The sequence below is a fragment of the Actinomyces oris genome, from assembly GCF_001929375.1.
GTDB classification, from domain to species: Bacteria; Actinomycetota; Actinomycetes; order Actinomycetales; family Actinomycetaceae; genus Actinomyces; species Actinomyces oris_B.
Genome location: NZ_MSGO01000036.1, coordinates 83364 through 96241 on the forward strand (window position 1 = coordinate 83364; position 12878 = coordinate 96241).

Sequence of the window (12878 nt, forward strand, 5' to 3'; positions counted from 1 at the left end):
TGGGAGGTAGGTGGTGTGTGCCGGGGGCGGCGGGCGCACCCCGGGCGGGCGCACCCCGGCCCGCCTACATGAGCATGGCGACGATGACCCTCGTGAGGGCCGCCATGACCCATGCCGTGACGAACATGTAGGTGTAGGCGATGATCGGCCACTTCCAGGTGCCGGTCTCGCGGCGCATCGCACCGGCCGTGGCCATGCACTGCAGGGCGTAGACGAAGAACACCAGGATCGCCGCGATCGTGGCCGGGTTGAACAGCTGCTCCCCGGCCTTGTTGGTCAGGGTGTCCTTCTGGTAGGTCATCGTGGCCAGGTGCGCACCGGGGTCCTCGGGGTCCTCGGCGGCGGCGATCTGTCCGAGGGTGGCCACGAAGGTCTCGCGCGCCGCCAGCGAGGACAAGATCGCCACGTTGATGCGCCACTCGAAGCCCAGCGGCTCGAAGACCGGCTGGACCGCCTTGCCCCCCTTGGCCGCCCAGGAGTTGTCCATCGTGTAGGAGGTCTTCTGGGCCTCCAGCAGCTTGCCGAGCTCCTCGGCGTCGGTGATGACCTGCCCGTCATCGCCCTTGACGGTGGAGGACTCCGGGTCCTCCACTGCCGCGGACACGGCCGCACACTCGGCGCTGGCGGAGCAGTGGGCGTTGAACTGCTCCTCGGAGCGCATGGGGACGTTGAGCAGCACCCACAGGATGACGGTGGTCAGGGTGATGATCGTGCCGGCCTTCTTCACGAAGCCCATGCAGGCGTCCCACACCATGATGAGGACCGTGCGCGGCCGCGGCAGCCGGTAGGGCGGCATCTCCATGTAGAAGGGCAGCAGCACCCCGCCGCGGTCGGTGAGGCGCTTGACCACCCAGGCGGCCGCCATCGCGGAGACCGCGCCCAGCAGGTAGAGGGCGAACATGACGGTGCCGCGTGCGCCCAGCGGCCCGATCTTCGCGTCGGCGGGCACCATGATGGAGGTGAGTAGGACGTAGACGGGCAGGCGGGCCGAGCAGGTCATCAGCGGGGCGGCCAGCATGGTGGCCACCCGGTCCTTGGCGCTGGGCAGGGTGCGGGTGGCCATGATCCCGGGGATCGCGCAGGCCAGCGAGGACAGCAGAGCCACGAAGGCCCGCCCCTCCAGCCCGGCCCGGCTCATGATCCGGTCCATGAGGAAGGCGGCGCGCGACATGTACCCCACGCCCTCGAGGAAGGCGATGATGAGGAACATGATGATGATCTGGGGGACGAAGGTGAGCACCGAGCCCACACCCCCGATGAGACCATCCCCCAGGAGTCCGGCGATGAGCGGGTGGGACTCGTCGAGCCAGCCGTGCACGAGTCCGCCCAGGTACCCGAAGCCGTCCTCGATGGCGCCCTTGAAAGGCTCGGCCCAGGTGAAGATCGCCTGGAAGAAGATGTACATGATGGCGAAGAACACCAGGGACCCCAGGATGGGGTTGAGCAGGACCCGGTCGACGGCGGTCGTGATGCGGTCCTGCTGAGGCGCCTGGTAGTCGGCGGCGTCCAGGATGGAGTCGGCCCAGGAGGCCACCTCGGTGGGCGTCGTCGGCGCGGGCAGTGGCGGGCGCTGCCACTCTGAGAGCTCGGTGAGGCGCTCGCGCAGCTCTGGGATGCCGATACCGCGGTTGCCGATGACTCGCACGGCGGGGATCCCCAGGGCCTGCCCGAGAGCCGCCACGTCCAGACGCCCGGCGCGCCGCGTGAGCTCATCGGTCATGGTGACCACCAGGCAGGTCGGCAGCTCCAGGGACAGGGCCTCGGCGACGAAGTTCAGTCCTCGTCGTAGCGTCGTGGCGTCGATGACGACCACGAGCGCGTCGGGCACGGAGACGCTCTGCGAGGCGTTGGTGAGGACGTCGTGGACGATCTGCTCGTCGGGGCTGATCGGGTCCAGGGAGTAGGCGCCCGGCAGGTCCTCGATGGTCAGGCTGGTCTCGCCGATCCGGCAGGTCCCCAGCGAACGGGCCACGGTGACGCCGGGGTAGTTGCCGGTCTTGGCGTGCAGGCCGGTCAGGGCGTTGTAGATGGAGGTCTTGCCGGCGTTGGGGGCCCCGGCCAGGGCGACGCGCGGGGCGTCGGCCACCAGGGTCTTGGAGCTGGAGGACCCGCAGTGGCAGTCGGGGGCGCCGGCGACCTCGGAGGATGCGCAGTGGTCGCTCATGGGAGTTGCTCCTGACGTGCGGGGGTGGCGGCCTGCTGCTCGGTGAGGGGCTCGACGACGTCGGCCTCGGCCTTGGTGAGGACCTCGACCTGGACCATGCGGGCCTCGTGGCGGCGCAGGCACAGCTCGTAGTCGGTGATGCGGTAGACCACCGGGTCGCCCAGCGGGGCGCGGCGCAACGGCGTCACGGTCCGACCGGGCACGAAGCCCAGGTTGCTCAGTCGCTTGGCGATGGGGTCGTCGGCCGTGTCCTCCCGCAGGCCAATGACCCGGCCGCTGGTCCCCAGGCGCAGATCGGACAGGGACGTGTGCGCGGAAGTCGGGGTGCCACCGGTGCCCGCCGGTGGTGTCGTGCCGTGGTGTGGGACTGCAGTCGCCATGTTGCCCTCGGAGCTCCTCGGATCCTTGAGTCTGTTATCGGTCTCGACGCGGGGGAGTGCATCGACTATGTCAGTCTAAGGTAAGGCTTTGCTATCGTCAGGTTTTTCGAGTCATCGACACAGGTCAGGGGACAGGTCAGGGAACGGGGTCCACGTCCGCAACACGCCGAGCCGGGCATTTTTCGCGTAGCCCCACAGAAATTCTGTGGGGCTACGCGAAAAATGCCCGGCTCGGAGAAGAATTACTCGTCGACCCGGCGGACCTCGACCAGCCAGGGGCAGCGGCGCCGCAGCAGGTGCTCGAAGCGCGCGTGCATCGTGATCTCCGCGGCCGGGCAGTGGTCGCAGGCACCCCCCATGGCGATCTCGACGACGCCGTCGCGCACCGAGTGCACCACGAGCGCGCCCCCGTGGCTGTTGACGAAGGTCCCCAGGGAGCCGTCGGCGATCTGCCGGGCGGCGGCCTCCAGGGCGTCGTCGGGGCCGGAGGCGTGGGCGGTGGCGGCGCCCTTCCACGACTTCGGGGCGCCCAGGGCGTCCACCAGCGCGGATCGCACCCGGGCCCCCTCCGTGTGCCAGTCGTGGCCGGTTCCCAGGAGGGTGAGCACCCCGCCGCCGTCGACCCTCACCGAGCGCAGGGTGCCGTCGTCCATGAGCTTCTGGAGAAGCGCCGGGGCCTGGGCGACCTCCCCGGTGAAGGGCAGCAGGCCGTCGGGAATGACCCACCGCAGCACGTCGGGGTCCGGCGTGGTCGTCGGGTGCGTGGGAACGACGGGCACGGGCGCCTCACCTCTCCTAATGTCCGGGGCGCCCCCAACGTCGGCGGGGGCGCCGTCCTGGTCACTGCTTCGTTCTGCTCCGCCTACATGAAGGCGGCCACGAGTGCGCGGCTGAGCGCCGCCATGACCCAGGCCATGACGAACATGTAGGTGAAGGCGATGATCGGCCACCTCCAGGTGCCGGTCTCGCGGCGCATCGCACCGGCCGTGGCCATGCACTGCAGGGCGTAGACGAAGAACACCAGGATCGCGATGACGGTGGCCGGGTTGAACAGCTGCTCCCCGGCCTTGTTCGTCAGGGTGTCCTGCTGGTAGGTCATCGTGGCCAGGTGCGCACCGGGGTCCTCGGGGTCCTCGGCGGCGGCGATCTGTCCGAGGGTGGCCACGAAGGTCTCGCGAGCCGCCAGCGAGGACAGGGTGGCGACGTTGATGCGCCAGTCGAAGCCCAGCGGCTCGAAGACCGGTTGGACCGCCTTGCCCCCCTTGGCCGCCCAGGAGTTGTCCATCGTGTAGGAGGTCTTCTGGGCCTCCAGCAGCTTGCCGAGCTCCTCGGCGTCGGTGATGACCTGTCCGTCATCGCCCTTGACGGTGGAGGACTCCGGGTCCTCCACGGCCGCGGAGATGGCGGCGCACTCCTTGTTGGAGGCGCAGAAGGCCTCGAACTGGGCGTCCGAGCGCATGGGGACGTTGAGCAGCACCCACAGGATGATGGTGGTCAGGGTGATGATCGTGCCGGCCTTCTTCAGGAAGCCCTTGCAGGCGTCCCACACCATGATGAGGATGGTGCGCAGGCGGGGCATGCGGTAGGGCGGCATCTCCATGTAGAAGGGCAGCAGGATGCTGCCGCGGTCGGTGAGCTGCTTGACCACCCAGGCGGCCGCCATCGCGGAGACCGCGCCCAGCAGGTAGAGGGCGAACATGATCACGCCGCGCGTCCCGAAGGGACCGACCTTGGCTTTGCCGTCGACCGTCAAGGAGATCATGATGACGTAGACGGGCAGGCGGGCCGAGCAGGTCATCAGCGGGGCGGCCAGCATGGTGGCCACCCGGTCCTTCGTGGAGGGCAGGGTACGGGTGGCCATGATCCCGGGGATCGCGCAGGCCAGCGAGGACAGCAGCGCCACGAAGGCCCGCCCCTCCAGCCCGGCGATACTCATGACCTTGTCCATGAGGAAGGCGGCGCGCGACATGTACCCCACGCCCTCCAGGACGGCGATGATGAGGAACATGATGATGATCTGGGGGATGAAGGTGAGCACCGAGCCCACGCCCCCGATGAGACCATCCCCTAGGAGCCCGGCGATGAGCGGGTGGGAGGCGTCGAGCCAGCCGTGCACGAGTCCGCCCAGGTACCCGAAGCCGCCCTCGACGGCGTCCTGGAAGGGGGCCGCCCAGGTGAAGATCGCCTGGAAGAAGAGGAACATGATCGTGAAGAACACGATGGTTCCGGGGACGGGGCGCAGCAGGACCCTGTCGACCGCGGAGGTGATCTGGTCGCTCTCGGGGGCCTGGTAGTCGGCGGCGGCCAGCACCGAGTCGGCCCAGGAGGTGATCTCGTCTGGGTCGGTGGGCGGCGGCAGCGGGGTGCGCTGCCAGTTCTCGACCTGGGCGAGCTGGGCGCGCAGGTCGGGCATGCCGACGCCGCGGTGCCCGATGACTCGCACGGCGGGGATCCCCAGGGCCTGCCCGAGGGCTGCGACGTTGAGTCGACCGGTGCGGCGGCTGAGCTCGTCGGTCATGGTGACCACCAGGCAGGTCGGCAGCCCCAGGGACAGGGCCTCGGCGATGAAGTTCATGCCGCGCTGCAGCGTCGTGGCGTCGACGACGATGACCAGGGCGTCCGGGGCGCTGACCGTGGTCGAGCTCCCGGTGAGGACGTCGTGGACGATCTGCTCGTCGGGGCTGATCGGGTCCAGGGAGTAGGCGCCCGGCAGGTCCTCGATGGTCAGGGTCTTGCCACCGACCTTGCAGGTCCCCATCGACCGCTGGACGGTGACGCCGGGGTAGTTGCCGGTCTTGGCGTGCAGGCCGGTCAGGGCGTTGTAGATGGAGGTCTTGCCTGCGTTGGGGGCCCCGGCCAGGGCGATACGCGGGGCACCGGCCACCAGGGTCTTGGAGCTCGATCCGCAGTGGCAGTCGGCGCCGTCATAGGGCTGCTCGCAGTGCTGCGACTGCCCGGTGGCGTGCCGCGTGGTGTTGTGGGTGCTCACAGAGTCTCTCCCGTGTTCGGTGCTGCGGGGTCGTCGGCCGCGTGCCGTCCGGCCGGCCTGGGTTGGAGAATGATGCGGTTCTCGGCCTCCACGGTGGTGACCTGGATGAGTCGGGCCTCCTGGCGGCGCAGGCACAGCTCGTAGTCGGAGACGCGGTAGACCACCGGGTCCCCCATGGGGGCTCGGCGCAGCGGCGTGGCGATCCGACCGGGGACGAAGCCCAGGTTGCGCAGGCGCTTGACGAGGACGCCGCCGACGCCGTCGTCGAGCAGGCCGGTGATGCGTCCGCTGGTGCCGGGGCTCAGATCCGACAGTGCGAAGGTGGCGGCACCCGGCTCGGGAAGGTACGTGGTGCCGTCGGGAGCACGGTGTCGTGGAACAGCGAAATCCATGGTGTCCTCGGGTCGACATGAAGAGGGCTTCGTCGATAGGAGTCTAAGGCAACGCTTCTCTGTCTCACGGCAGGCCGGAGAGTGTTCTGCTTCAGTGTGAGCCTTCTGGCCGGAGGTGCGGTGGGACGGAGATGATTTCTTATAGAATCCTGGGAGCGGGGGTTGTGGTCGCTCCAGGTGGGACCCGATCGCGGAATTGGACCGTATAAAATGTGGTGCGACCACTTCCTGCTTCTGCGGGGCGTTATTCTTGCGGAAGCAGGAAGTGGCTGGTTGATAAGACGCCGGGGTGGTTGTGTGGGGATATTCCTGACTGAAGTCGAGAACTGTTCCCCTGTGTTCCGTGTCCTCGAGAGTCGTGAGGGGGCTTGAGGTGTCTGGTGAGGTGAGGAGGGGGATAGCCGGCGGAGGGGGTGGGCATGCTCTGGGTGCCCAAGTAGTAGACGAAGCCGGGCGGCACGATGAGGGGGGTGCGGACCGGCCGGGCGTTGACGTCCATTTGTCAGTGAGGCCTCCGCAGACGCCGAGCCAGATCTTGTTGGCGGAGCGGGCGGGTCAATCGAAGCCGGTAGAATTCTGTGCTGTCATGTCGGACATTCTGCAATATCTGATGTGCTGGTGTCGCATTGGGGTTGCGGCTTGAATTAATCAGTGTCCAACAGGGGGTGGCTGGCTGGTGGGTATATCTATATGAGGCTTCTGTGTGCTGGAGGGGTGGGATGGATGTCAGCTTCCTTCCGCTTCCATGGGGTTAACCTTGGAAAATTCTCGAAACTCGATGAGGGTGACGTGAACCTCCCCATGCTTCTCTCATATTAGGCCCGAAACCTCTTGTGAAAATAACAGAGGTGTGACGACGGCGCTGGAGAGGAGAGGACCTGCTGCCCCCTGACAGGTCCGTCGTCACACCTCGGCGTCGAGAAGCTCAGCGGGGCCGGGACATGGCCACGGCGCGGGCGCGCTCGGCCCAGGCGTCGTCGAGCGGCTCGGGCTCCCAGGCGGTGCCGGCGTGCTCGGCGGCGCGGGCCAGCAGCCAGTCGGCCACGGTCGGGTTCTTGGGCAGCAGGGAGCCGTGCAGGTAGGTGCCGATGACGTGGTGGACGCGCCCGCCCTCGGTGGAGTCCTTGCCGTTGTTGCCATCGCCCATGCGCACGGTGCCGAAGGGACGCGCGCCCGGCCCCAGGGTGGTCAGGCCGGAGTGATTCTCGTAGCCGACCACCGCGCCGAAGTCCTCGGTGTCCAGGGTGATGTTGCCGATGAGACGGGTCTCGCCGGCCACCGTGTGGGCGTCCATGAGGCTGATGCCGGGGATCTCCTGGCCCTTGGCCGTGGTGAAGCCGTGCCCGAAGAGCTGGTAGAGGCCGCAGATCGCCAGCATCGGGACGCCGTCGGCCGCCCAGGCCTTGAGGGTGGGGCCGACCTCGACCAGGTCCTCCTTGATGCGGTCCTGGCCGGAGTCCTGGCCGCCGCCGCCCACGAGGATGTCGACGTCGTCGGGCAGCTCGTCGCCCGGGTCGTAGGAGAGGAGCTCGACGTCGTAGCCCTGCCACTGGGCGCGCCGCGCCAGCACGAGCGTATTGCCCCAGTCGCCGTAGATGTTCATGTCCCGCGGGTAGAGCTGGAGCAGGCGCAGGTGTCCGCGGGCGGGGCCGTCAGTGGTGTGCTCGTAGCGCGCGGTCATGACATGACCTCCTCAACGTCTGTCATCTCGCCCAGGATTGAGCGCAGGGCCAGCATCGCGGTGTAGGTGGTGAAGATCCGCATGGGGCGGTCGGCGTCAGTGGCGGCTCGGCGCATGAGGGCCACGGCTTTGCGCAGGTCGGGTTCGACGTCGGTGACCTCGACCTCGTCGTAGCGCAGCCGCAGGGCCATGTCCCAGGCCCGCACCCCGGTGACGACGGCGACCCCGCCGGCGCGCAGGGCCGAGAAGTCCACGTCCCACAGCCAGGACATGTCCCGGCCGTCGGCGTACTCGTCGTTGATGGCCACGACCACGACCTCGCCGGCCTGCGCCTGGGAGGCCGCCGAGAGCAGCCCCATGCGGAAGCCGGCCGGGTTCTTGACCAAGGAGAGCTGGACGGGGCGGCCGTCCAGGGTCAGCACCTCGCCGCGACCGAAGGCGGCCTGCACGGTGCCCAGGGTGGTCAGCAGGCCGGGCAGGTCGGCGTCCTCGCCCAGTACCTCCAGGACCACCCCGAGGGCGGCGCAGGCGTTGAGCAGGTTGTGGACGCCCGGGATGGCGAAGTCGACCTCGTGGGAGGCCCCGTCCACGCGCACGGTGGCGCGCTGGCCGTCGATGGCCTCCAGGGTGACGCGCGGACTGGGGGCCTGGCCGGTTTGACGGGGGCTGACCATGCCGGTGCGCAGGTCGTCGTCGGACAGGAACAGGGAGCGCAGATCCTCCCCGGCGCCGAAGGAGACGACGCGGGCGCTGACGCCCTCCAGGAAGGCGGGGGCGGCCAGGCGCGGGTCGTCGCCGTTGAGGACGACGACGTCGCTGGTGGCCTTGGCGATGGAGTGCAGCAGGGAGGCGGTGTAGTCGATCTCGCCGAAGCGGTCGAGCTGGTCGCGCATGACGTTGAGCAGGAGGCAAGCGCGCGGGCGGACCCGGGCCACGAAGTGCACGGCGTGGGCCTCGTCGAGCTCGAGGACGGCGATGTCGGCGTCCAGGTTGCCGGCGGCGTCGACCTCGGTGAGCAAGGAGGCGAGCACGCCGCGCACGAAGTTCGAGCCGGTCCGGTTGGTGAAGACCTTCAGGCCCTGCTCGCGCAGGAGCTGGACGACCATCTTGGTGGTCGTGGTCTTGCCGTTGGTGCCCGAGACCACGATGACGCCGTGGGGCAGGCGGCCGAGGGTGCGCTCCAGGAAACCGGGGTCGGTGCGCTCCATGACCAGGCCGGGGAAGGCGGTGCCGCCGCTGCCGCCGCCGCGCACGCGGGCGGCCAGGCGCGCTGTGCGGCCGAGGGCGACCGTAAGACGAGAACGCATGGAACTCCTGCTGGCTGAAGAGGGGGCACCGACGATGCGATCGGGGCGCGGGTGCCCATGTGGGCGGCTGTTGGTGCCCATATGGGCGACAGCTGGGCGTCAGTCTAGGGCAGCGGGGCCGGTCACGGATGCGTCACGATGCTCACGTGGCCGGTGCGGGCCGCGAGGGACGGAGGCGCTCGCGGGGGCGGCGGCTCACCGGGGGACGACGACGTGCAGGGCGCCGTCCTCGACCTCGGCGCGCAGGGTGCGGGTGGAGCCGGCCGTGTCGCCGTCGAGCTCGAAGGGGACGGGACGGTCGGCTTCGATGAGGACCTTCCGGGCGCGGGTGAGGGTGAATCCCTCCATCTCCTGGCCGGTGAGGATCTGCGCCCCCAGGCGGGCCCAGTCCACGACCTTGCCGGGGCTGGCCAGGAGCAGGTCGACCAGGCCGTCGGAGGGGGTGGCCCGCGGGAAGAGCGTCATGCCGGCGGTGATGGTGCCGACGTTGCCCATGAGCGCCATGACCATCTGGCGGCGCACCGGGGGCGCGTCGTCGAGCGTGATGGTGGCGGTGAAGGGGTCGGGGACCGCGTTCTGGACGGCGGCCACCGCGTAGGCGCCCGAGCGGATGACCTTCTTCAGGCCTGAGTCGGTGGACTCCATGATCCGGGCGTCCAGGCCCATGCCGGCCATGACGACGAAGCGCTCCTGGCCGTCGTCGAAGGTGCAGGTGACCATGTCGATGGGCTTGAGGCGGCCGTGCAGGGCCAGGCGGATGGCGGCGTCGGTGTCCAAGGGGATGGAGAGGTTGCGGGCCAGGAGGTTGCCGGTGCCGGCGGGTATGAGGGCCATGGGCATCTCGGTGCCGGCCAGCTGGGAGGAGACGGCGCGCACGGTGCCGTCACCGCCGGCCACCATGACCAGGTCGACGCCGGCCTCCAGGGCGCGGCGGGCCATGGAGCGGCCCGGGTCGTCGGGGGTGGTCTCCAGCCAGACGGTGGGCAGCCAGCCGGCGGCGCGCACCTCGGCGGTGACGCGACGGCGCAGGAGCGAGAGGTCGTCGAACTTGGTGGGGTTGTAGATGACGGCGGCGCGCTTCTCGCTGCTGGCGCGCGACAGGCGGCGGTTGACCCAGCTGGTGAGGATCGCGTCGATGCCGCCGACCCACAGGGCGAGGTTCGCGAAGGCGGCGCCCAGGAGGAAGCCGCCGATGAGGTCGCTGAGCGCGGCCAGGCCCATGTACCACTGGCCGACGGCGGTCACGGTGACGGCCGTGTAGCCCAGGAGGGTGCCGGCTGCGACCATGGCGCTGCGGTGGTGGGCGCGCGCGAGGGTCACCAGGACCCAGGAGGCCAGGGTCATCGCCGTGATGTGCGCGTTGGGGTAGGAGTACTCGAAGGCGGCGATGGAGTCGGAGAAGGTGGAGCCCGGGTCGGGGTGGGCCAGGTAGAGGGCGATGAGGTACTGGGTGGGGATGCCTGCGGCGGCGATGGTCAGCGAGACGCTCAGGTGGCGCATGCGGGCCGTGTAGGCGTAGGCGACCCCGGCCACGATGAGCCCGAGGACGAGGATGGGGTGGGTGAAGGTCGCGAAGGCCTCGGCGAGCTGCCCGGCGGCCGACCGAAGCTGGGCGTCGGGGGTCGGCAGGAGGACATCGATGGCGGGGGAGTGCCGTTTGGCGCAGGGGACGAGCGGCCCCGGGGCGCTCAGGTAGGTCCACACGAGGAAGGCCAGGGCGAAGCCGAAGCACAGGACGGCCTCGACGTACTTCAGGCGTCGTGGGGTCCGGGGGGAGGCGGCGGAGTCGCGTGGAGGCTGGTTCACGCTCGCTCGTCCTTTCCCCTGGGTGAGTTGTCGGGAGTCAGCCTAGCCGGTGCGCCTGTGGGCGGTATGTGTCCCGGCCGTGCGGGGTGTGTGGGGCGGTCGCGGAATCTTGATTTCGGCGAGCAGAGGTGGCGCGATGTGAGCGGAGCGAAACTGTTTCCGTCAGCTTCGCGTGTTGTCTGACGAATTCGGTGACGTGCGAGTGCGCGTGAATGGCGCCGTCGGCCTTCATCGCCTGCGGGGGAGGTGGGAAATGGGTGCATTGAGGCTCATTCACAAGGCTAGCCGACGCCAGCATCTGCGCAGGTCACAGTACCTTCAACGGATGCTGTGAATAAGCCTCCTTGACTCTCACGGGAATCGACTCCAACAAGAAGCCCTTTACGATCAAGGCTAAGAGGCAGAAGAAGTAGCGGTCTGTGATTGAGCTGCACGCCTCGGCGTGACGTTGTGTCGGGTCCTGCCTGCCTTCGTGAGCAGGCAGGACCCGCGTCACGTCGTGTGAGCGCTCGGAATGGATGATCCGGCCCCTCCGGTCCGTCGCCGTGCGGCCCCTGCACGGCGGGACCGTCGACGTGGCTCGGATGTATCGCGGATGCGCGAGTGCAGGCGTCGAACGGTTCGACCATCAGGCGCAACGGGGCTACGTGTTGTGACGGTGGGCGGTCTGGTCGGCCGGTGAGTGCCTGGTGGCCCTTACGCCCCAGGCCGCGGGAGTGGTGGGCCTCGAGCGCCTGCGCGCCGAGGCGCTCACTTCCTAGGACCTCGCCGACGATGCGGACGGCCTTGTCGCCGTCGATCGGTTCGGGCAGGTAGGCCTCGGCCAGCGCAGGAAAGTCCTCCAGCAGCTCAGCGCGACCCGCCGTCGGCCGGCGATGCCGTGCTCCACCAGGAGGGTCAGGTAGGGATCCTCCTACCGGTACTGGACCGCGATCGACAGTGTGTGGAGGGCGTCCTGGAGTTCATCGATTCGTCGGGACTGCTCCTCGACCCTGCGACGCAGCTCCTCGAGCTCGGTGCTGGGATCCGGCATGCGTGGCCTCCTTCCCGGTGGTGTCCCCACCTCAGGGTGGGACGTTCGGCCGGCAGTCTCGCCCCGGGCTCCCACTGCACGAGGGTCGAGAGGCGCTGGCCGTGGGTTATGCGTACTGCACGAAGCCCCGACCCCCATGGAGTACGCCCGACGCTCGTGCAGTGGCTCCCGACATTCGTTCGTGCAGTGCGGGCGTGGGCGTGACTGCGAAGCGAGAACCCCCGCGACCGAACACCCACGACGTGGGGTCGGGTTATGTGTAATTCCGGCGATCACGAGACCGGACGAAAGCCTTGGCATCGAGGCGAGTGTCCCAGGTGGTTACCCCTCGAGCTTTTAGTCGTTTGCACCCTTGCCAGCCAGTAGTCTCGAGCCTCCCGCTGCTCTCGTTGCGATCGGTATCATACGTTTCCAGAACCGGGATGAGGTCGGTGTCATGGCTGGCGAGAATAACCACGTCATACGTTCCTTGCACTGCCTTGCGGTACGCGTCAAGAGCAGTGAGCACGTCCACTCCCTTCTCCTGCTTATTCCAATCGCCGACGGTGCTGTCCCACTGATAGCGCAGTGTTCGGTAGATGACCTTGACGCGACGGTCTCTTGTCCATTGGGATCTCTGTGCTTGGGATCGGCTGTACGCAATACTGTCGTGGCGGTTTGCGGGGGCGCCTCGGTAAACTGCGACGTGAGCGAGTTCTCCGATTGGGGGAAGGTCCGGAACTCTTGCCATCCACTGAGGTGCAAGGGCGGCTCGACGTCGTTCCATCACTTGCTCGGCGAAAAGAAGAGGGTGAATGAGAGTCTCATGTTTGGGAGTACCAGGCGGCGCAAAACAGTCATGGGCGGTGAGGTGAATATTTTGATAGTCGATGATGACGGCAACAGTGGCGGTCACGCTTGCTCCTAGAAGAAAAGGCTCGCCAGTCCCGGAGGACGGCGAGCAACTATGCGACTAGTGTAAGCGGGTAGCCAGCGAACTGGCAAGACCTCGACGAAAATAGGATGTCTTGATGCTTGTGGGTTCCGTGTGTGCCCAAGCCCATGAGTTATGGGGAGGGACGGTGACGTTCCCCGCCGGACGTCTCACGAGCAAGCTCATGGGTCCTCTCATCGTCGGGGTGCTCAG

The 12878-nt window shown here is 68.3% G+C and carries 9 protein-coding genes; all 9 read right to left on the reverse strand.

The window, feature by feature from the left end:
* Window positions 1-64: 64 nt before the first annotated feature.
* The 9 genes from feoB (BKH32_RS08345) to BKH32_RS08385 all read right to left on the reverse strand — a co-directional run bounded on the left by feoB (BKH32_RS08345) (window position 65) and on the right by BKH32_RS08385 (window position 12647).
* Window positions 65-2164 carry a ferrous iron transporter B gene (feoB, locus tag BKH32_RS08345; RefSeq protein WP_075249505.1) on the reverse strand — a complete coding sequence of 700 codons (2100 nt, stop codon included), beginning with the start codon at window positions 2162-2164 and terminating at the stop codon, window positions 65-67.
* Window positions 2161-2544: a FeoA family protein gene (locus BKH32_RS08350; protein WP_075249506.1), complete on the reverse strand. Its 384-nt coding sequence runs from the start codon at window positions 2542-2544 to the stop codon at window positions 2161-2163. The genes feoB (BKH32_RS08345) and BKH32_RS08350 overlap by 4 nt, the downstream gene beginning before the upstream one ends.
* Window positions 2545-2786: 242 nt before the next feature.
* On the reverse strand, window positions 2787-3323 hold the full coding sequence (locus BKH32_RS08355) for a NifU family protein (protein ID WP_075249507.1): 537 nt from the start codon (window positions 3321-3323) through the stop codon (window positions 2787-2789).
* Between the two features lie 83 nt (window positions 3324-3406).
* Window positions 3407-5533 carry a ferrous iron transporter B gene (gene feoB / locus BKH32_RS08360; protein ID WP_075249508.1) on the reverse strand — a complete coding sequence of 709 codons (2127 nt, stop codon included), beginning with the start codon at window positions 5531-5533 and terminating at the stop codon, window positions 3407-3409.
* Window positions 5530-5925, reverse strand: coding sequence for a FeoA family protein (locus BKH32_RS08365; protein WP_075249509.1), 396 nt, complete (start codon window positions 5923-5925; stop codon window positions 5530-5532). The genes feoB (BKH32_RS08360) and BKH32_RS08365 overlap by 4 nt, the downstream gene beginning before the upstream one ends.
* A 925-nt stretch (window positions 5926-6850) precedes the next feature.
* Entirely contained in the window at window positions 6851-7606 is a 756-nt protein-coding gene (locus BKH32_RS08370) for a type 1 glutamine amidotransferase (RefSeq protein WP_075249510.1), read from the reverse strand.
* Window positions 7603-8913, reverse strand: a complete 1311-nt coding sequence (locus tag BKH32_RS08375) for a Mur ligase family protein (protein ID WP_075249511.1) — start codon at window positions 8911-8913, stop codon at window positions 7603-7605. The genes BKH32_RS08370 and BKH32_RS08375 overlap by 4 nt, the downstream gene beginning before the upstream one ends.
* Before the next feature lie 195 nt (window positions 8914-9108).
* On the reverse strand, window positions 9109-10719 hold the full coding sequence (locus BKH32_RS08380; protein WP_075249512.1) for a bifunctional phosphatase PAP2/diacylglycerol kinase family protein: 1611 nt from the start codon (window positions 10717-10719) through the stop codon (window positions 9109-9111).
* Between the two features lie 1286 nt (window positions 10720-12005).
* Window positions 12006-12647, reverse strand: coding sequence for an NYN domain-containing protein (locus tag BKH32_RS08385; protein ID WP_075249513.1), 642 nt, complete (start codon window positions 12645-12647; stop codon window positions 12006-12008).
* Between the last annotated feature and the right edge of the window lie 231 nt (window positions 12648-12878).